15 protein-coding genes are annotated in these 20,490 nt (G+C 66.6%); 4 read left to right on the top strand and 11 right to left on the bottom strand.

The features are described 5' to 3' along the window. Nucleotides 1-2 precede the first annotated feature (2 nt). Both pks13 and CUREI_RS10200 read left to right on the top strand, forming a co-directional pair. Nucleotides 3-4,712 (top strand): polyketide synthase Pks13, encoded by a 4,710-nt coding sequence (gene pks13, locus CUREI_RS10205; RefSeq protein WP_038613231.1) that lies wholly within the window; start codon nucleotides 3-5, stop codon nucleotides 4,710-4,712. Next, complete coding sequence (locus CUREI_RS10200; RefSeq protein ID WP_038613229.1) at nucleotides 4,709-6,250, top strand: acyl-CoA carboxylase subunit beta; 1,542 nt, start codon at nucleotides 4,709-4,711, stop codon at nucleotides 6,248-6,250. The genes pks13 and CUREI_RS10200 overlap by 4 nt, the downstream gene beginning before the upstream one ends. Before the next feature lie 128 nt (nucleotides 6,251-6,378). Here the strand turns inward: CUREI_RS10200 and CUREI_RS11710 are convergent, their stop codons facing one another. The 8 genes from CUREI_RS11710 to trmB form a co-directional block, all read right to left on the bottom strand. Then, nucleotides 6,379-7,464, bottom strand: coding sequence for an HNH endonuclease (locus CUREI_RS11710; RefSeq protein WP_051952343.1), 1,086 nt, complete (start codon nucleotides 7,462-7,464; stop codon nucleotides 6,379-6,381). A 113-nt stretch (nucleotides 7,465-7,577) separates the two neighbouring features. Next, the gene (locus CUREI_RS10190; protein WP_236627194.1) at nucleotides 7,578-7,928 is read right to left on the bottom strand and encodes a DUF3054 domain-containing protein; all 351 of its coding nucleotides are present in this window, start codon (nucleotides 7,926-7,928) and stop codon (nucleotides 7,578-7,580) included. Nucleotides 7,929-7,938: 10 nt separating this feature from the next. After that, nucleotides 7,939-9,225 carry an SAM-dependent methyltransferase gene (locus tag CUREI_RS10185; RefSeq protein ID WP_144242496.1) on the bottom strand — a complete coding sequence of 429 codons (1,287 nt, stop codon included), beginning with the start codon at nucleotides 9,223-9,225 and terminating at the stop codon, nucleotides 7,939-7,941. Between the two features lie 16 nt (nucleotides 9,226-9,241). Beyond that, the gene (locus CUREI_RS10180) at nucleotides 9,242-10,693 is read right to left on the bottom strand and encodes an FAD-binding oxidoreductase (RefSeq protein WP_051952342.1); all 1,452 of its coding nucleotides are present in this window, start codon (nucleotides 10,691-10,693) and stop codon (nucleotides 9,242-9,244) included. A gap of 58 nt (nucleotides 10,694-10,751) precedes the next feature. Continuing rightward, nucleotides 10,752-11,744 carry a lysylphosphatidylglycerol synthase transmembrane domain-containing protein gene (locus CUREI_RS10175; RefSeq protein ID WP_038613224.1) on the bottom strand — a complete coding sequence of 331 codons (993 nt, stop codon included), beginning with the start codon at nucleotides 11,742-11,744 and terminating at the stop codon, nucleotides 10,752-10,754. After that, nucleotides 11,734-14,034 (bottom strand): MMPL family transporter, encoded by a 2,301-nt coding sequence (locus CUREI_RS10170; RefSeq protein ID WP_038613223.1) that lies wholly within the window; start codon nucleotides 14,032-14,034, stop codon nucleotides 11,734-11,736. The genes CUREI_RS10175 and CUREI_RS10170 overlap by 11 nt, the downstream gene beginning before the upstream one ends. 10 nt (nucleotides 14,035-14,044) lie before the next feature. Next, complete coding sequence (locus tag CUREI_RS10165; protein ID WP_407919159.1) at nucleotides 14,045-14,719, bottom strand: NYN domain-containing protein; 675 nt, start codon at nucleotides 14,717-14,719, stop codon at nucleotides 14,045-14,047. Continuing rightward, nucleotides 14,719-15,489, bottom strand: coding sequence for a tRNA (guanosine(46)-N7)-methyltransferase TrmB (gene trmB / locus CUREI_RS10160; protein ID WP_038613219.1), 771 nt, complete (start codon nucleotides 15,487-15,489; stop codon nucleotides 14,719-14,721). Before trmB ends, CUREI_RS10165 begins: the two co-directional genes overlap by 1 nt. A 271-nt stretch (nucleotides 15,490-15,760) precedes the next feature. On the opposite strand from trmB, the gene CUREI_RS10155 reads away from it, so the two are divergent. Next, the gene (locus tag CUREI_RS10155; protein ID WP_038613217.1) at nucleotides 15,761-17,587 is read left to right on the top strand and encodes a phosphoenolpyruvate carboxykinase (GTP); all 1,827 of its coding nucleotides are present in this window, start codon (nucleotides 15,761-15,763) and stop codon (nucleotides 17,585-17,587) included. A gap of 89 nt (nucleotides 17,588-17,676) precedes the next feature. Beyond that, nucleotides 17,677-17,877: a helix-turn-helix domain-containing protein gene (locus CUREI_RS10150; protein ID WP_236627192.1), complete on the top strand. Its 201-nt coding sequence runs from the start codon at nucleotides 17,677-17,679 to the stop codon at nucleotides 17,875-17,877. Between the two features lie 430 nt (nucleotides 17,878-18,307). On the opposite strand, the gene CUREI_RS10140 is transcribed toward CUREI_RS10150, so the two are convergent. From CUREI_RS10140 to CUREI_RS10130, 3 genes are all read right to left on the bottom strand, one after another. Beyond that, nucleotides 18,308-18,757, bottom strand: a complete 450-nt coding sequence (locus CUREI_RS10140; protein ID WP_038613211.1) for a hypothetical protein — start codon at nucleotides 18,755-18,757, stop codon at nucleotides 18,308-18,310. Between the two features lie 23 nt (nucleotides 18,758-18,780). Then, nucleotides 18,781-19,185, bottom strand: a complete 405-nt coding sequence (locus CUREI_RS10135) for a hypothetical protein (protein ID WP_038613209.1) — start codon at nucleotides 19,183-19,185, stop codon at nucleotides 18,781-18,783. A gap of 552 nt (nucleotides 19,186-19,737) precedes the next feature. Continuing rightward, the gene (locus tag CUREI_RS10130) at nucleotides 19,738-20,490 is read right to left on the bottom strand and encodes a class I SAM-dependent methyltransferase (protein ID WP_038613207.1); all 753 of its coding nucleotides are present in this window, start codon (nucleotides 20,488-20,490) and stop codon (nucleotides 19,738-19,740) included.

Below are 20,490 nucleotides of genomic sequence, written 5' to 3'. Positions count from 1 at the left end.
TTATGAATGAGCATGAACTGATCCAGTGGCTCACCTCGTGGGTCGAGCGAGCCACGGGTGTGGACTCGGTGGATCCCACCACCCCGCTCGAGACGTACGGCCTTGCCTCCCGCGACGCGGTGATCCTCACCGGCGAGCTGGAGAAGCTGCTCGGCCGTCGGGTGGACCCCACCGTGGCCTACCAGTACCCGACAATCGCGGCACTGGCCAAGGCGCTGCTCACGCGGGAGCGGGTGGTGCCGAAGGTGGAGCGTCGAGAAGCAGCGAGCTCTCCCGCCACCCACGACATCGCGATCGTGGGTTCCGCCGGCCGCTTCCCGGGCGCACCCAATAACGACGCGTTCTGGCAGCTGCTTATCAGCGGCCGCTCCGCCACCCGCCCCCTTCCTCCGATGCGCTGGGACGAGTACCTGGGCGACCCGGTCGTGCGCACCAAGATGGCGGAGGAGAACACCGATGGCGGGTACATGGACGGCATCGCGTCCTTCGACCACGAGTTCTTCGGCGTCTCTCCGTTAGAGGCGCAGAACATGGACCCGCAGCAGCGCATCATGCTCGAGGTGGCGTGGGAGGCGCTCGAAGACGCAGGCCTGGCGCCGAGCGAGCTGCGCGGGGAGCCCGTGGGCGTGTTCGTGGGCTCCTCCAATAACGATTACGGCATGCTCATCGCCGCCGACCCGAACGAGGCGCACCCGTACGCGCTGACCGGCGCGTCTTCGGCCGTGATCCCGAACCGCATTTCTTACGCGTTCGACTTCCGCGGGCCCTCGATGAACGTGGACACGGCGTGCTCCTCGTCGCTCGTGTCGGTGCACCACGCGGTGCGCGCGCTTCGCGACGGCGAGGCCGACGTCGCCCTCGCCGGCGGCGTGAACATCCTGGCCAACCCGTTTGCGTCGCTGGCGTTTTCCGAGCTTGGCGTGATTTCCCCGACCGGGCGCATCCACGCGTTCTCCGACGACGCCGACGGCATCGTCCGCGCCGACGCCGCGGGCTTCGTGGTGCTCAAGCGCGTGGAGGACGCGGTGCGCGACGGCGACCGTGTGCTGGCCGTGATCAAGGGCACGGCAACGAATTCCGACGGTCACTCCAACGGCCTGACTGCCCCGAACCCGGAGGCGCAGGTGGACGTGCTGCGCCGCGCCTACGCCGACGCTGGGGTGGACCCGCACGAGGTGGACCTGGTGGAGGCGCACGGCACGGGCACCATCTTGGGCGACCCGATCGAGGCCACCGCGCTGGGCGAAGTGCTCGGCCGCGGGCGCGACGTGGCGTCGCCGCTGCTTTTGGGCTCGGCGAAGTCCAACATCGGCCACTCCGAATCCGCCGCTGGCGTGGTGGCGATGATCAAGGTGCTCGAGGCGCTCAAGCACGACACGATCCCGCAGACCATCAACTTCACGGAGCCCAACCGCTACGTGGATTTCGACGCGGAGCGCATCGAGGTCGTCCAGGACCCGCGCGAGTGGCCGCGCTACTCCGGGCGCCGCGTGGCCGGCATCTCCGGTTTCGGTTTCGGCGGCACGAACGCGCACGTCGTCGTGGCGGACTTCGACCCGGCGGACTACACCATCAACGTGCCTGAGACGCAGCCGGCGTTCGAGGGCGTTTCCGTAGCCGCGCTGCCGGTGTCGGGCCTGTTGCCGTCGCGCCGCAAGGAGGCGGCCGGCGTGCTCGCGGACTTCCTCGAGGGGCGCGACGACGCCGACTTGATCCCCGTGGCCCGCTCCCTGGCTGCGCGCAATCACGGACGCTCTGCCGCCGTGGTGCAGGCGGCGAGCGTGGACGAGGCGGTCAAGCGCCTGCGCCAGGTGGCAGACGGCAAGATCGGCCCGGGCATCGCCGTCGCCGACGCGCCTACTCCGATGGGGCCAGTCTTCGTGTACTCCGGCTTCGGCTCCCAGCACCGCAAGATGGCTAAGGAGCTCATGGCGCGCTCGCCGCTGTTTGCGCGCCGCATGCGTGAGCTGGACGAGATGGTGCAGTTCCAGGCGGGGTGGTCCATGCTGGAGATCATCGAGAACGACGAGCTGACCTACGACACCGAAAACGGCCAGGTCACCATCACCGCCATCCAGATCGCGCAGACCGACCTCCTGGCCGCGGCAGGCATCACCCCGGCGGCCACGATGGGCATGTCCATGGGCGAGATCGCCGCCGCGTACGGGGCAGGCGGCTTAAGCGCCGAGGACTGCATCCTTATCGCCACCGCACGCGCGCGCCTCATGGGTGAGGGCGAGGCCATGATTGCGGGCACTGACCAGGAAGGCGCCATGGCGGTCGTGGAATTGTCCAGGGAGGGCTTGGCGGAGTTCGTCGAGAAGCATGAGCAGGCGGCCGGCGTCGAACCGGCTGTGTACGCCGGCCCTGGCATGACCACGGTTGGCGGCCCGTCGCAGGCCGTGGACTACCTCGTGGAGGCGCTGACGGCCGAGGAGAAGTTCGCGCGCAAGCTCAACGTGCGCGGCGCCGGCCACACCAGCGCGCTCGACCCGATCATGGGCGACCTCGCCGGCGAGATCGCGGGCGTTGAAGCGCGGCCTTTGCGCGTGCCGCTGTTTTCCTCCGTGGACCGCGGCGAGGTGTACCAGCCGGGCCAGGCCGTTCACGATGACCAGTACTTCCTGCGCATGACCCGCCAGCCCGTGTACTTCGAGGACGCCACCGCGGCCGCGTTCGCCGCCGGGCACACCACGCTCGTGGAGGTCACCCCGAACCCGGTGGCGCTGATGGGCATGATGAACACCGCGTTCGCCTCCGGCAAGGCCGACGCGCAGCTGCTCTACACCACCAAGCGCAAGGTGGACGAGCTGGAATCGTTGCTGGACCTGGCCGCGAAGCTGTACGTGAACGGCATGCCGGTGGACTTCGGCGCGTTCTACGGCGCCGGCGAGGTCATCGACGCGCCGAAGACGGTGTTCCGTCAGGTAGACCACTGGACGCCGGCGCGCCCGTCGTCCTCGCGCGCGTCGCTGCTCGGCTCGCGCGTGACGCTTCCCGGCGGGGAGGTCGCTTTCGCCACCGCCGCGGACCAGGTGTTCAGCCCGCACCAGCTCATCGAGTCCGCGGCCGCCGAGATCTCGCCCGACGCGCGCGTCGTGGCCACCGAGGAGCACGGCTACCTCCCAGCGGACGGCGAGGTCACCACCATCGCCGCGTCGTCGCTGGGCGGCGTGTCCGTCAAGGTCTACGACGGCGCCACCCTAATCGCAGAGGGCTTCGCCTCCACCATCGACCGCGCCCCGGTGCAAGGTGTGATGGAGCGTCCGCTTGACGACGAGGCCGTCGCCACCACCGCCGTCGACGAGGATGCGGACGACGCGGTGCGCTGGGACCCTGAATCCGGCGAAACCGTGGCCGAGCGCCTGCGCGACATCGTCTCCGAATCCATGGGCTACGACGCCGAAGACCTTCCTGATGAGCTGCCACTGATCGACCTCGGCTTGGACTCCCTCATGGGCATGCGCATCAAAAACCGCGTGGAAAACGACTTCCAGATCCCGCCGCTGCAGGTGCAGACGCTTCGCGACGCCTCCGTCGCCGACGTGATCCGCATCGTCGAAGACGCAGTCGCAGGGAAGAGCGACGCGCCGCAGCCGCTGCCCTACAACGACGAGGCACGCGACCCGGCGGCGGCCGCCGAAAAGGCCAAGGGCGTCGGCATCGCACCGCGCGACGCGTCCGAGCGCATGGTCTTCGGCGCGTGGGCAAAGTACGCCGGTGCCGCAGCTGCCGGTGTGACATCGGCATTGCCGTCGATTAGCAACGAGCAAGCGGGCGAGATCGCGGCTCACCTCACGGAGCGCTCCGGCATCGACGTCACCGCGGATGACGTGCTGGCGGCCGAGACGCTTGAGCCGCTGGCGAACCTTGTGCGCGAGGGGCTGGAGACGCCGGTGGACGGCAACATCCGTGTCTTCCGCGACGGCACCGCCAATCCGGTGTTCGTGTTCCACCCGGCGGGCGGGTCGTCGTCGGTGTACGCCCCGCTCGCGCGGCGTTTGGACGAGAACGTGCCGGTCTACGGCGTCGAGCGCCTCGAAGGCTCGCTGGAAGAGCGCGCTGCGGCGTACGTCAAGGACATCGAGCGCATTGCGGACGGGCGCAAGGTGGTCCTGGCCGGCTGGTCCTTCGGCGGCGCGCTGGCCTACGAGGTCGCGCACCAGCTGGGCAACGACCGGATCGACTTCATCGCGCTGCTGGACACCACGCAGCCGTCGGAGCCGATCCCCGACACGCTGGACGAAACGAAGGCCCGGTGGGGGCGCTACGCTGCGTTTGCGAAGGAGACCTACGGCCTCGAGTTCGACGTGCCGTACGAGCTGCTGGAAACCGCCGGCGAGGACGCGCTGCTTGAGATGCTCACCGAGTTTCTGGCCACCACCGACGCGTCCGAGCACGGCCTGGCCGCCGGTGTGCTGGAGCACCAGCGCGCGTCCTTCGTGGACAACCAGATTCTCAACCACCTGGACTTCACCCGCTGGGCGGACGTGACCGTGCCGGTGCTGCTGTTCCGCTCCGAGCGCATGCACGACGGCGCGATCCAGCTCGAGCCGAACTACGCCCACATCGACGAGGACGGCGGCTGGGGCGCTATCGTGAGCGACCTGACCATCGTCCACCTGCCCGGCGACCACCTCGCGGTGGTGGATGAGCCGGCGGTGGGGATCGTCGGTAAGCACATGAACGCATGGATTGAGGGGAAGCGATGACCACAGCTGACAAGCTCGCGGACCTGCGCGCGCGCCTGGACAAGGCGCAGGACCCCGGGTCTGAGCGCTCGCGGGCACGCCGCGATGAGGCCGGGCGCACCACCCCACGCCAGCGCATCGACGCCCTGCTGGACGAGGGCTCCTTCGTGGAAATCGGCGCCCTCGCCCGCACCCCCGGCGACCCGGACGCGGTTTACTCGGACGGCGTGGTCACCGGCTACGGGCGCATCGACGGACGCCCCGTGGCGGTCTACGCTCACGACAAGACCGTCTACGGCGGGTCCGTCGGCGTGACGTTCGGCCGCAAGGTCACGGAGGTGATGGAGTTCGCCATCAAGATCTCCTGCCCGGTGATTGGCATCCAGGACTCCGGCGGCGCGCGCATCCAGGACGCGGTGACGTCGCTGGCCATGTATTCCGAGATTGCCAAGCGCCAACTGCCGCTTTCCGGGCGCGTGCCGCAGATTTCCATCATGCTGGGCAAGTCCGCTGGCGGCGCCGTGTACGCGCCTGTGACCACGGACTTTGTTGTCGCCGTCGACGGTGAGAGCGAGATGTACGTCACCGGCCCGAACGTGATCCGCGAGGTCACGGGCGAGGACATCACCTCCGCCGAGCTCGGCGGCGCCCGCGTGCAAGAACAGGCCGGCAACATCCAGGCGGTTGTCGCCACGGAGGAGGACGCCTTCGACTACGTGAAGGACCTGCTCGCGCACCTGCCCACGTCCGCGTTCGACGCCGCACCCGTGGTGGCCGCGCAGCCGGACGAGGAGCTCGACGACGCCGCGCTTGACACCTTCATGCCGGACGACACCAACGCTGGCTACGACATGATGGACCTACTGGTCCAGCTCGGCGACGACGAGGACCTCGTGGAGGTCCAGGCCGGTTACGCCGAAAATCTCATCTGCGCGTTCGGGCGCATCGACGGCCGCGCCGTCGGCTTCGTGGCGAACAACCCGATGCATCTGGCCGGCTGCATCGACGCGGACGCCGCCGACAAGGGCGCGCGCTTCATCCGCACCTGCGACGCGTACAACATCCCGATCGTCTACGTCGTGGACACGCCCGGCTACCTTCCCGGCGTGGACCAGGAGCGCGAGGGCCTGATCCACCGCGGCGCGAAGTTCGCGTTCGCGGGCGTGGAGGCCACCGTGCCGAAGGTGACGCTCGTGGTGCGCAAAGCCTACGGCGGCGCGTACGCGGTCATGGGGTCGAAGAACCTCAACGGCGACATCAACCTGGCGTGGCCCACCGCCCAAATCGCGGTGATGGGCTCGGCGGCGGCGGTGGTGATGCTGCAAGGTAAGCAGCTCGCGGCCATCGAGGACCCGGCGCAGCGCGAGGCCATGAAGAAGATGTTCATGGATTTCTACGACGCCGAGATGACCTCCCCGTACGTCGCCGCCGAGCGCGGGTACATCGACCAGATGATCGCGCCTAGCGAAACGCGCGTCGCTTTACGACGGGCGCTTCGCCAACTAGCCTCCAAGCAGGAGTTCGACCTGCCGAAGAAGCACACCATCAGTCCCCTCTAACTCACAGAAAGAAGTGATTTCCATGCTCTCTTCCACCCTTGACATCGTCGGCGACGCGATTAGCTACCTGGTCTGGTTCGTCAACGGCCTGCTCGCCAACAACCAGGACCCGCTGTACAACTGGGGCATCACCTTCTAGGAGCCGAGCCAGAGGGGAAAAGGAGTTCCATCACGCCGTACGGATGGACGGTGTTCGCTACCGGGTGCCCGCGGGGTGAGACCCACACGGGTCTGCCCCGGATGCGCTCGATCCGCCCGCGCCGGTTTGCGTGGCGCGGGTCGTCGTGGTTGACCCGGTTGTGGTACCTGCACAGCGGCACCAGGTTGGCCAGGTTCGTTTCCCCGCCCTGCGACCAGGCCTGGATGTGGTGGAATTCGCACAGGTCAGCGCTCACCCGGCAGCCCGGCACGGGGCACATCGGGGTGGCAATGCGCGCCAAGTCGCGCTGTTTCGAGTTGGCCACGCGCTGCGTTCTGTACAGGTTCGCCGGACCCGCCGAGGGGTGCACGAGCGCAACCTCCGACGGGAATATCTCGCCCATGAGTGCGGCGACGTACTCCGCGCCGGTGATGGTCGTGCCGTCGGTGAGCCCGAGCAGCACGTCGTCGCCGCTGTCGGCGAGGATTGCGACGTGCTGTTCGGCGGCCACCGCCACGATGGGGCGCGGCACCGGAACTTGTACCCCTGCGTCGCCCTCGAGGATCTTTGCCAGCCGGGAGAACATCTGCGGGCCCGCGGGGCGGGACGTGTCCAGGCCATCGCGCAGGCGCTGTTCCAGCGCAGCCAGCACGTGCTCATCGCCTGAGCCGGAGAACTTGCGCTTCCCGTTCTTCGACTTTGAGAACCGGACGCCGTCATCGGGGGTGCGGTTATCGTCGGGAAGCAAGTCGCGCGCCGCCTGCTCGAGCGCGCGGTAGTTCCCGCCCACCTGCAGCAGCTCCAGCCGTGGCGCCCAGCGCTCCTTCACGGGGAGGCGCTTGAGCCGGCGCTCGATGAGGACCAGCTGGTGCAGTGAGAACCTCCGCGCCAGCTGCAGCGCGCGGGCCTGCTTCCGCGTGTAGGAGGTTGCACCGAAGTACACCTCGTGCACGCCGGCCCATGCCGACACCTGGTTGGGGTCGAGGCCGGCGCGGATCGCGTACTGGTCGTCGAACTCGGCCAGCGCGTCGACGGCGCCGGCCAGGGTGTCCACGAGGTCAGTAAACGATGTCATGGCCGTCAACTTACGGCCGAAATTTGGCCCGTCAATCCCTCCCGGCCCGACCTGTGGATAACCCATGCCAATGGTGCGGCGGATCATCCACAGATCCGGTGTGTGGGAACCGGCTAGCCCTTCTTCACCAGCTTGGCCAAGCCGCGCCAGCCGAGCATGAGCAGCGCGCTCATCGCGGTGGCCACGACGATGAAGGACCAGTGGGGGACGTCGCCGTTGCGGATGCCCCAGATCACCAGCCCGGTGACCACGGTGATGATCCAGATGAGCCCGCCCTTGTTCTCGCGGGTGATCAGCCAGCCGAGCGTCACGCCGAGGGCGAACGGCCACAGGGTGGACAGCCAGCCGGAGAAGTTGAAGGGCATCTCGTCGGACTGGTGCGCCGCACGCGCTAGGAGGGCGAAGGCGGCGATGGCGACGTAGTCGGCGGCGATGGCGGAGGGCTTGGAGATGGTGTTGCGCATGCCAGCCACTCTAGAACACCGAGTCGTTCCACCACCGGCGCTCAGGCGTGCCGGCGCGGGAGCCGTCGCTAGCAAGCTTGATGCCCACGACCTGGTGCAGCTCCACGACGTCGTGCTCGAAACCCCATTCGGAGCCCGCCATGTACATGCCCCACAACTTGGCGGTGTTCTCGCCGACGAGCGCGACTGCCTCGTCCCAATTGGCCTTGAGGTTCTCACACCAGTCGTGCAGCGTGCGCATGTAGTCGAAGCGGATGTTCTCCTCGTGGAAGACCTCGAAGCCATGGTCCTGCATCTCGTAAATGATCGTGCCGGAGCCGGTGAGCTCGCCGTCCGGGAAGATGTAGCGGTTGATGAAGTCGCCCTGCGGCGTCTTGTGGTTGTCCGGGTAGGTGATGCAGTGGTTGACCATCACGCCGCCCGGGCGCAGCTTGCCGGCGAGGAACTCGAAGTACGAGGCGTAGTTTTTCACCCCGATGTGCTCGAGCAGGCCGATCGAGGAGATGCCGTCGAATCCGGTCTCGGTGACGTCGCGGTAGTCCATAAAGCGCACCTCCGCGAGGTCCTCGAGGCCCTCTTCCTTGATCTTTGCCTGCGCCCACTCGGCCTGCTCCTTCGACAGGGTGACGCCGAGGGACTTCACGCCCTGGCGGGCGGCGTAACGCACCATGGAGCCCCAGCCACAGCCGACGTCGAGGTGCTTGTCGCCTGGCTTGAGGTTCATCTTTTCAAAGACGAGGCGGAACTTGTTTTCCTGCGCCTCGTCGAGCGTGGCGTCCGGGGTGGGGTAGTAGGCGCAGGTGTAGGCCATGGAGTCGCCGAGGAACAGCTCGTAGAAGTCGTTGCCCACGTCGTAGTGGGACGAGATGACCTGGGCGTCGCGTTCTTTCGAGTGCGGGGCGAGGCCCTGGCGGATGGTGCGCTCGAGCCAGGAGGCCTGCTCCGCCTCCGGGATGGGCTGGATCTGCAGTGCGCCCATGGAGCGCAGGGAGCGCGCGATGCGGACGAGTTCGCGCGGGTTGGGCCGCTTGTAGTTGTTGTAGAGGGTGCGCATGTCGTCGAAGACGTCGTAGGGGTGCGCCAAGTGCGCGCCTTCAACCGCGAGGCCGTCGGTGACCCAGGCGCGGGCGAGCCCGACGTCGCCGGGGTGGGTGACAATGTAGGACAGGCCCTCGGGGCTGTTTACCTTCACGGTGTGCTTGGCGTCCGCCGGGCCCGTTGATGAGCCGTCGAAGGCCTCCCACTTGAACGGGGTGCCAGCGGGGAAGAGGGTATCGACGATATCCGCCACGGTCATCTGCATGGTCATTCTCCTACGCGTTTTCCACTGTCTTTTCGTACAGGCCCGGGAAGCGCCGGTCTGGGTCGTACTGGGCCTTCATCCGCTCCGGCAGGTCCCCGCCGTAGAGGCGCTCGAACTCGGCGCGGTCGTAGAACGCCTCCGAGTACAGGGACTTGTGCCCGCCGAGGGCCGAGACCTTTCGCTCGATGACCTTGTTGAAGGCCCCCGGCTCCACCTCCGGGACGCCGGACCAGAAGCCGACGTTCACCCATGTCGTCGCCGGCTCGAGGGGGTAGAGCGGCCAGGGCGCCTCCTCGTCGAGCCCGACGCCAGCGAGCGTGTCGACGCCGTCGCGCAGCCGGATCGGGCACAGCCAGACCGGCTCGATGTCGCTGGCCTTGAAAAACCAGTCGAGGAACACGGCGACCTGCGTGTCGCGCACCTCAATGTCTTGCACGACGCGCTCGGTGCGCGGCAGGCCCTTCGGCTTCTTCAGGAACCGGTACTCCAGGTCGTACTTCTTGTCCAGGCCCACGAGTTTCCAGTAGAACGCGCTGCGGCGCAGCTCGCGCGGCCAGAGCGTGCGCACTTTGGGGTTCTGGGTGCCGAAGGCGCGGGAGCACCAGAACCAGTCGGTGTCCCAGCGCCAGATGTAGTCGCGGATAGTGAGAAAGTCGTGGAGCACGCCGGACGGGTGCTGCAGCGAGCGGTAGTACACGGCGTCGCGCGTGTAGTCGGAGGTTCCCGGCGCCTCGCCCACCTGGAAGGCGCAGACGATGTACTGCTCGGCGGGGGAGAACGCGACGGCGTCGAGGCCGTGCAGGGCGCGTCCGCCCCACTCGCCGGTGGCGGCGGCATCGGCCAGGGCGTCCTGGAAAGCCGTGAGGTCGTCGTAACGCACGTGCTGGAGTTCGATGAGTGGCTCGACCTCCTCGAGCTCGATGGTCAGGCGCACCGCGTAGCCAAGTGAGCCGTACGAGTTCGGGAACGCGCGGAAGAGCGCGACGTTGTCCTCGCGCGAGCAGGTGACGATGTCGCCGGTGCCCACGAGCACGTCCATCTCGAGCACGGACTCGTGCGGCAGGCCGTTGCGGAAGGAGGTGGACTCCACACCCATGCCGGAGACGGCGCCGCCGAGTGTGATGGTTTTCAGCTGCGGCACCACCAGCGGCGCGAGGCCGTACGGCAGGGTCGCGTCGACCAAGTCTTCGTAGGTGCACATGCCTTGCACGTCGGCGGTTTTCGTCACTGGGTCGACGGCGATGACGCCACGCAGGCCCTCCACGTCGAGCCCGGCGCTGCCGTCGTCGCGGGAGCGAAAGAGGTTCGACGTCGTTTTGGCCAGGCGCACCCGCTGGCCGTCCGGCACCCTCCGAAAGCTGTCCAGGAGCGCGGCAACCCCTTCCTCGTGCGCGTGCCAGCCAATGGGCACGACGCGTTCAAAATCCACGCTGCGACCGGAAAACATGCTGGAAACGCTCATGTAGGGCCACCATAGACCCAAGTTGCGCACCGCGCGCAAGATAAAACGTCACGCCAGCTCAGACGGCGTCGCCTGCGGACGGGCGCCCGACCATGAAGCCGCGCCCGGCGTACACCGCGGCGTAGACCACCCACCCAATTGCCGTGATGAGGACAAACGACACCGCCCGGTAGACCACCGTCGCCGCGGTCGCTTGCGCAAGCGGCAACCCGCCGGCCACGAGCATGCCCACCGCGACCGGCTCCACGGTGCCCACGCCCCCGGGGGTGATCTGGGCGGAGCCGGCGAGTTTGGTCATGATGAACGCCAGGCACACGCCCGCAACAGGCACATCCGCGCCGGCAACCGCCCACACGGAACACATCATCGTGGCCAGATCAAGCAGCCGGTTCGCGAGCGACAGCCCCGCGGCCGCGGCAAACGACGGAGCCGAGATCCGGATAGCGGCGACCTGGTCGATCACGTCGACGAGGCGCCCGCGCACCTTCTCCGGCACATGCCGCACCCACCGCTTCAACGCGGCGGGGTGGCGCGTGGCCCAGAACACCGCGCCGATCGTCGCCGCGGCCGCAGCCAACGACGCCGCCAGCGCCCACACGGACAGCTCTGCCCCCAGCAGGGCGACGGCGACAACGCCGATGAGCACCATCCACACCGTGGACAGCGCCCCGGAGACCACGAAGAACCAGCCACACAGCCCCACCGACGCGCCCCAGGAGCGGTGCACGCGGTACGTGAGCCACGCGGAGATCGCCGGCCCGCCCGGCACCGTCGTGGACCACGCGTTAGAGGCGAACACAATCGCGTTCGTGCCCGCAACACCCGCGATGCGGCCTTCCACGTTGAGCAGGATCTGCATGACCCCGGACATGGCCACAAGCGACAGCACCGCCGCCGCAACCGCCCAGAGCAGCGGCCCGAGCTGCGCCGCCCGCACCGCCTCCCAGGCCTCCCCGAAAAACGGCAGCTGGTCGCGCAGCACCACCAGTACGACCGCCAAGAGGGCGACCGGCGCGAGCCAGCGCAGCCACTGGCGCGAGTTAGCGTTCAAGTTCCTTCTTCTTCAGCTGCTCCAAGGCGCGGCGCTCTTCCAGGTCGCGCATGAGTTGCTGGAACGGCACCAGGGAGGCGTCTTCGGACACGCTGACCCCCGCGCGGCCGGGCTGGGTGTCGGGGACCACGCCGGTGATCGGGGTCTCTCCCGCGGCGGGCGCGGGCAGGCGCGAGCCCTCGCCCAACGCACCCGCGGCGCGCTTGACCCACTGCGGCGCCCACCAGTTGTCCTCGCGCAGCAGGTGCATCACGGCCGGCACGAACAGGAGGCGGATCAGGGTGGCGTCGAGGGCAAGCGAGAAGATCATGCCGTAGGCGATGTACTTCATCATCACGATCTCGGAGAGCGCGAATGCGGCGGCGACCACGATCATGATCGCGGCGGCGGCGGTGATGATGCCGCCGGTGCGCGCGGTGCCGCGGGCGATGGCTTCGTCGGTGCTTTCGCCGTTCTGGCGCGCTTCCACCATGCGCGAGACCAGGAAGACCTCGTAGTCCGTGGACAGCCCGTAGAGGATGGAGATGATCAGCACCAGAATCGGGCTCATCAGCGGCCCCGGCGTGAAGTTCAGTGCGCCGGCGCCGATGCCGTCGACAAACACGGCGGTGAGGAAGCCGAGCGTGGCGCCGATGCCGAGGACGTTCATGATCACGGCCTTCGCTGGCAGGATCACGGAGCCGAAGACCAGCGCCATGAGCAGGAATGTGGCGATGACCATGTACAGCGCCATCCACGGCAGGCGCTTCAGCAGCGCTTCGATGGATTCCACCTCCATCGCCGGGGTGCCGGACACGTACGTCTGCACGCCATCGGGGGCGTTGATGTTGCGCAGCTGCTTGACGACGTCCGCACCTTCGGTCCTGTCCGCCAGCGGCGCCGAGAGCACCGTCGTGCCGTCCTGCGTGGCGTGCGCGGGCTTCAACGGGGCGGCAAGGCCCTCGACCTGGCGGGCCTGCACCACGATGTCCACCAGCTGCTCGTTGTTGGCGCCGGTGACCACGAGCTTAACCGGGTCGGTGCGGAAGGCGGGGAACTCCTCGTTGAACTCGTCCTGCGCCTGGCGGGTTTGCTGGGTGGGAGGCAGGTAGGTCTCGTTGATGCCGCCGAAGGAAATGCCCACGATCGGCACGGTGAGCAGGAGCAAAAGCGCCGCGCAACCGACCACGACGGCCTTGGCGTGGCGCATTGCCCACCGGGGGATCTTGTACCAGGCATTGTTCTCTATCTCGTCGTCGCGACGCGAAGAGCGACGACGCACCGACCACATGTCGATGCGCGGTCCCAGCATGCCGAACAGCGCCGGCAGCACCGCCACGGAGATCACGGCGGCGAGCACCACCGCGCTCATCGCGCCGTACGCCACGGACTTCAAAAACGCCTGTGGGAACATCAGCAGCCCGGACAGCGCCACGCCCACCATGAGCGCGGAGAAGAACACGGTCTTGCCGGCGGTGTTGGTGGTCACCGCTACCGCCTCCTCCACCTCGCGGCCGCGGTCCAACTCCTCGCGGAAGCGGGAGACCATGAACAGGCCGTAATCGATGGCCAGGCCCAGCCCCAGCAGCGTGATGATGGACTGGGAGAAGATGTTCACCTGCTGGTACTTCGCCAACACCGCCAGCAGCGACAGCGAGCCCAGGATGGAGAGGATGCCCACGATCAGCGGCATGCCTGCGGCCACCACGCCGCCGAAGACGAACAGCAGGATCACAGCCACGAAGATGAGGCCGACTTTCTCAGCGCGGGCGATGTCGCCGGCCATGCCCTCGTCCAGCGCGTCGGCCACGGCTGTCGCGCCGGCGATCTGCACGGTGGCGCCCGGCAGCTCCATATCCTCGAGCGCGGGCTTGATGGTGCGCAGGTCCTTCAGCGTCTGCTCCCCGTCGCCCTTGAGCCCGATGGCGGCGAACGCCTTGGTGTGGTCCTCGTTGGCCAGCTGCGGGTTCGGGCGCTCGAAGTAGCTGGTGATGTGGTCGATCTGGTCCGGGTATTGCTCACGCAGGGAGGTGGTGTGGGCGTTCGCTGCGTCGATAAGCTCCTGCCTATCGACGCCCTCCGGCGACGACACCAGCACAATCACATCGCCCGAGTTGTCGCGGCCGAACGTCTCCTGCTCGATCGCCGCGGCGGCGGTCGAGTCCGCGCCCGGATCTTCCCAGCCCTCCTGGGAGAGGCGCTCGCCCAGCTTGGAGCCGAACAGCACCTGCATGGCCACAATGAGGGCGATTACCAGCACCGGGATGATCCGGCGGTGGCGGTAGGCGAAATGGCCCCACTTGTAAAACACAGACGGCCTCCTAGTCGCGGGTGTTGTGCAGCAGGGATTTCAGCGGGCGGAACGGCTGCAGCCAGGCGCCGCCCTCCGGCAGCTTGTCCAGGTTCACGCGCGGCAGCGGGTTCTGGAACACGCCGGGGATGTCCTCCAGATCCACGAACTCCACGTCCGGCGAGTTCACAGCCCACGAGGCGTGCTCGTGGAAGCCGAGGACAGTGACCGGGATGCCGTCGCGAACCAGCTCGAGCAGCGGTTTCTGGAAGTTCTGGCCGTCTGCGGAGGCCACCACCACGCCCTGGAGCACGCCCTCGTCGCGGCGGCGCTCGATGTGGGCGAGCATGTCGTGGTCCACGTCCGAGTCATCGTCGCTCTTTGGCTTGGCAAAGACGGCGAAACCGACGTTGCGCAGCGCCTCCACCCACGGGCGGATCGCGTCCGCGCTGGCCGCTGCGACATTGGTGAAGACCGTCGCCTCCGGTTCGACGTCGCGCCCGAGCTCGTCCGAACGGGCCTCGGCTTCGTCGATGAGCCAGCGGCCGATGGCGTCGAAGCGCGGGCGGTGCGCGGCGGTGGGCCGCCCGCCCAGGATGGCGCCGAGGCCCATGTCCAGGTTCGGTGCGTCCCAGACCAGCAAGTAGCTCTCCGGGCCGGCGGCTGCCCCGGGGGTGTACGGGTGCGTCAGCGTTTGCAGGTCCATCACTTCTTCTCCCAGAGGTACTCGCGGATGACGTGGTCTTTGTCCAGGCCCTTGCCCTCGAACTTGGTGATGACTTGGCGGTCCGTCAGCAGCGGGGCCTCCGCCCACGGCCAGCCCTTGTACTCGAGCGACGGCTCGACGCCAACCAGCTCGTCGATCCACGCCGCGTAGTCCGCGTGGTCTGTGGCAACGTGCAGCACTCCGCCGGGCTTCAGGCGGGTGGCGATGAGGTTCAGCGTGCCGGACTGGATGATGCGGCGCTTGTGGTGACGCGCCTTCGGCCACGGGTCCGGGAAGAAGATGCGCACGCCGTCTAAGGATTCCTCCCCGAACATGCGGGCCAAGACTTCCACGCCGTCGCCGCGTACCATGCGGATGTTGTCGATGCCGCCGCGCACCACAGCGCCGAGCAGCTTGGCCAGGCCCGGTTTGTACAGCTCCACGGCGATGATGTTGGTGTCCGCCTCCAGCGGCGCCATCGCGGCGGTGGAGGTGCCGGTGCCGGAACCGATCTCCACGATGGTGGGGTGGCCGGAGCGGCCGAACCACTCGTCGATGTCGATGCGCTCGTCCGAGCCCTCGGCGAGGACGCGTCCCAGGCGCGGCCAGTGCTCGTCGAACAGCGCCTCCTGGTTCTCGGTGAGCGTGCCGCGGCGGAAGGTCACCGACCCCAGCCGCGGGTAGTCCAACCCGGTGTCGAACTCGGTTTGCAGCGGACGCCCCGCCGGCAATTCGCCCGTTCCCGGACGCTGGTTTTCAGTATTATTCATTAGGTTCATTGTCCACATGAACTGGGCAAACGCAAGCGCCGGGCGTTACCCCCGAAGGCGTCGTCAAGCGGGCGCCCGAGAACAGGTGTCGGGGGTAGGGGCTCACCCCCGTTCCCGCTAAAGGTCATGCTTGGCCATGCTGGTTATATCCGGCAGGGCCCGAATGGTGGAAACTTTTAGCCAGATGAACGCCCGTTTCGATACTCTGAGACCACAACAACGATGAATTTCGTACGCGCACTGGCCATAACCAGTTGAACAAGGAGTACCGATGACCGCCGAAATCACGCGCCTGGAGGGGCACAACCCCACGGACAACGAGCAACTCATTGCTTGGATCAACGAGGCGGTCGACCTCTTCGAGCCGGACAAGGTGGTCTTCGCTGACGGCTCGCGCGAAGAATGGGACCGCCTCACCGCCGAGCTCGTGGACGCCGGCACACTGATCAAGCTCAACGAGGAGAAGCGCCCCAACTCGTTCCTCGCGCGTTCACACCCCTCCGATGTCGCACGCGTGGAGTCCCGCACCTTCATCTCCACCGAGAACGAAGAGGACGCGGGCCCGACCAACAACTGGATGAAGCCCGCGGCGCTGAAAGAGGAGATGCTGGAACACTTCAAGGGTTCCATGCGCGGTCGCACCATGTACGTCGTGCCGTTCTGCATGGGCCCGATCTCTGACCCGAACCCGAAGCTGGGGGTGCAGCTGACGGACTCCGCCTACGTCGTGCTCTCCATGCGGATCATGACCCGAATGGGCACTCAGGCGCTGGAGAAGATCGAAGGCGACAACTTCGTGCACTGCCTCCACTCCGTGGGCGCTCCGCTCGAGCCCGGCCAGGAGGACGTGGCGTGGCCGTGCAACGACACGAAGTACATCTCCCAGTTCCCGGAGACGAAGGAGATCTGGTCCTTCGGCTCCGGCTACGGCGGCAACGCCATCCTGGCCAAGAAGTGCTTCGCGCTGCGCATCGCGTCCGTGATGGCGAAGGAAGAAGGCTGGATGGCCGAGCACATGCTCATCCTGAAACTCACCTCCCCGGAGGGCAAGGCGTACCACATCGCGGCCGCCTTCCCGTCCGCGTGCGGCAAGACCAACCTGGCCATGATCACCCCGACGCTCGAAGGCTGGACCGCCGAGGTCGTGGGTGACGACATCGCCTGGATGCACCTGCGTGAGGACGGCCTGTACGCCGTGAACCCGGAAAACGGCTTCTTCGGCGTTGCGCCGGGCACGAACTACGCCTCGAACCCGATTGCCATGCAAAGCATGGAGCCGGGCAACGTCTTGTTCACCAACGTTGCGCTCACTGACGACGGCGACGTGTGGTGGGAGGGCATGGACGGTGAGACACCCGCCCACCTGACCGACTGGCGCGGCGAGGACTGGACCCCCGGCTCCTCCTCGAAGGCGGCCCACCCGAACTCCCGCTACTGCGTGGCCATCGAACAGTGCCCGGCTGCGGCGCCTGAGTTCAACGACTGGCAGGGCGTGAAGATCGACGCGATCCTCTTCGGCGGCCGCCGCCCCGACACCGTGCCGTTGGTGACCCAGGCCCACAGCTGGGAGCACGGCACCATGATCGGCGCGATGCTCTCCTCCGGCCAGACCGCGGCGTCCGTGGAGGCCAAGGTCGGCTCCCTGCGCCACGACCCGATGGCGATGCTGCCGTTCATGGGCTACAACGTGGGCGACTACTTCCAGCACTGGCTGGACATGGGCGCCAAGGGCGGCGACCGCATGCCGGACATCTTCCTGGTCAACTGGTTCCGCCGCGGCGACGACGACCGCTTCCTGTGGCCGGGCTTCGGCGACAACTCCCGCGTGCTCAAGTGGGTCGTGGACCGCATCGAGGGCAAGGTCGGCGCCGATGACACTGTTGTCGGCCACACCGCCCGCGCGGAAGACCTGGACCTGACCGGCCTAGACACCCCGATCGAGGACGTACGCGAGGCGCTCACCGCCGATCCGGAGCTGTGGAAGGAAGACGTCGCGGACTCCCGCCGCTACCTCGAGGGCCTCGGCCCCCGGGTGCCGCAGGAGATCTTCGACCAGCTGAAGCAGCTCGACGAGCGCATCCACGCTGCATCGAAGTAAGCGCTTGCGGAGGGCCGTGGTGGTACCTCCGTGAGGGCTAGACCTGCCCCGTTCAGGCGGATCCGATCGTCAAGCTGACGTTGGGGCTTGTGGGCAGTGTCGCCGAGTTTGAGCACTCCATCATCAAGGAGCGCCAGGCCGAGGGGATTGCCCGGGCGAAGGTTCTGACCGATGCCCAAGTGGTTCAGGCCCGGGGGTGGGTGGGCGGTGTACCCAAAGCGGAGGTGGCCCGCCGGCTCGGTATCGGGCGGACCACCTTGTATAAATACCTCGCGGGAGGCGCTGCGTAAACGTTCTCTCTGCTAGTGGTCGCTCCTATTCCCGCGCTTCGCTGGGGCCATCCGCGATGATGCGCCCTAGGGAGCTGATGATGGCTGCGGTAATTAAGTAACCGCTGACCGCATAGTTAAAAAGGCCGCTACACATCTCATCGCTAAGCACGTCATAAATCAGGAAAACGGGTGCTAATAGAGTCATTATGGTTAGGAAGCGGTATGGGGAAAGCACCTTTCGCTTAGTTAGAAAGTGGATTAAGCACCCCACTGCCATGATGCATAAGGATATGAATAGCGCGACCACTGCGCCAAGAAACACATAAATCATGGCTCTCCCTGAATGCTGCTCCGCCAGCTGACCCCCGGGTTGAATGGCCGGAGATTGTCTCGGTCATGACGTCCCCGCTGGTAACAAGTGGGGTCCACTCCTCATTTGCCTGAGGTGTTACTCGGGTACGACGGTTTCTTCGAGGAATTCCTCGAGCGTCCAGTGGTTCCTGTCCCAGTAGCATAGGTTTAACCCCGGCTCGATGGTGATGAAATGCTCGGGTAGAACCAGACTGAATTTCTGCGCAATAACCTCGAAACCTTGAGCTCGCAGGGACGCGGCAGTCTCTTCTTCTGACCCACTGTTATCCGGCCCGATGGGGACATCGGCGAAGGTGACGTTGTCGTTGTCGAAATCGAATCGGGCAGTTACACACTTGCCGTCTTCGATAATGGAGACGATCTTCCACGTTTCTTCCTGCTCGTCCCCCGGGTCAGTGATCAGGAAGCCCTCGAGATCCGTGCCGAACGTCTTATTGTTGAAGAAGTGGTCATCGAGCAGATTGATGTTCTCTTCGACTGTCCCTCCCAGCTGGAACGGCAGCTCGAGTCTGGTGGTGAAGTTCACTGGGTGTGCCTTTCGGGGTGGAGTCAATCCTGGTCTGGGGCGGGAGATGGCGTCCAGCAGATGGAGGCCAGTTCGTTTTCGAAGATGTAGAAGCTCACGTTGCGTCCGGGAAGCGTCACTGAGGACCCGTCGTTAAGTGAGGTGATGCCGATGTCGGACAACTGGTTTTGGAATCTGATGGGGCGCAGCGCCAGGGGGATACCCAGAAACGTGTCGCCCGGGTGGAGCGTCGAGATCTCCAGGCTGGTGAAGACACCGCTTTCGATAGAGCCTTTGGTAAAGCGCGGGATGCCCCCGATCTCGACTTCACCGTGGGCGGTCCAGTAAGTGGTGTCGCCGATACTGAAGGAATCGATCGTCATCGACGGGTAGTTTTTCGGGCCGGACGTGAAATCCAGGGGGTCGGGCAATGCGGTGGTGAAATCCATCGATCAGGGCTCCCGGGGTGGTTACGGCGACCGCTCGCCGAGCGGCGTACTGGGTCACTCTTACCGTATCGTTTCCCCACCTGCACTGCGGGGAAAGTTTCATCGGGGGGCATGGGCCCGGGTGGTGTACTCCCTCTATCCCGTGGGCATGGTCAGAACGTGGGCCCGGGTGGCGGGATTCCAGCGGATGAATCCGATGGTGGAAAGTTCCGCCATGAGGTCGGCGGTGGGTGTTTTTTGGGCAGGTCCCCGTCTTTGTCGAGTTGGGCGGGGATGAAACCGCCGTAACCGGTGTTGCCGGGGATCTGACCATCGGGTTGAAGTATCACCCTCAGTAACCGGGGAGGGGCTTTTCCGGATCAAGCTAACGGGGGCAGCGCACTATTTCAGTGGTCCCGGGAAAGCTGCTGCATTTTTCGCCTGCGTTGAGGCGCAGGATCAGATGGCTCGACCTGTTCGCGAAGAGAGGCTAGGAGCCGGCCCTCCGACAGCAGCTTCCCCGGCGCTGTTCGCTAACGATGTAGTACAAACCCTGGCGTTAAAACCGCAGTACTAACTCTTCCGCAGGACAAGCACGAGGTTAGACACCGCGAACTCGCGGAGCACCGGCACCCGCGTGACCCACCACGCCCATCGCGGGTGGTAGCGCGGGAAGGCGGCGGCGAGTTGCCCGGTCGACTCGGCCCACTCCAGGCCCTCGCGGGCAGAGACGGCGAACAGGTTCTCGCCGAAGACGTTCTTGGGGTCGCGGCCGTGCACTTTCGCGTATCGACGGCGCGCGTAGTCCCCGCCCACGTAGTGCTGCCACAGCCCCGTTTCGTGGCCGCCGAACGGCCCGAGCCACACGGTGTAGCTGAGCACCACCAGCCCGCCGGGCTTGACCACGCGCATCATCTCCTCGCCCATGGCCCGCCAGTCGGGGATGTGCTCGGCCACGTTGGAGGAGTACACCAAGTCGAAGGAGTCGGTGGCGAAGGGCAGCGCCGCACCGTCGCCGCGTACCGCCTTGAAGCCGGTCTGGCCCGCGGCGGAGAGCTCGGAGACGCTCGGCTCGAGGCCGACGTAGAAGCAGTCGGCGAACGCGTCGGCGAAGTAGCCTGGGCCGCCGCCGACGTCGAGCACTGATGCACCTCGCAAGCTCGGAGCAGGGGAGAAGGAGAGGTCGTGCGATATGGCGTCGAGAAGCAAGCGTGTATCGCGGGCAAGTAGTGAGTAGAAGATGCGCGGCCGGAACTGTTCGTAGGAAAACGCGCGCAGCAACCGGAGGGTGCGGCGGAGGGTGGCCATCCGGCGGGTACGGTGCAT

Source organism: Corynebacterium ureicelerivorans, from assembly GCF_000747315.1.
GTDB lineage: Bacteria > Actinomycetota > Actinomycetes > Mycobacteriales > Mycobacteriaceae > Corynebacterium > Corynebacterium mucifaciens.
Note: the sequence above shows the minus strand (reverse complement) of the source record. Positions and strands in the feature narration are given on the sequence as shown.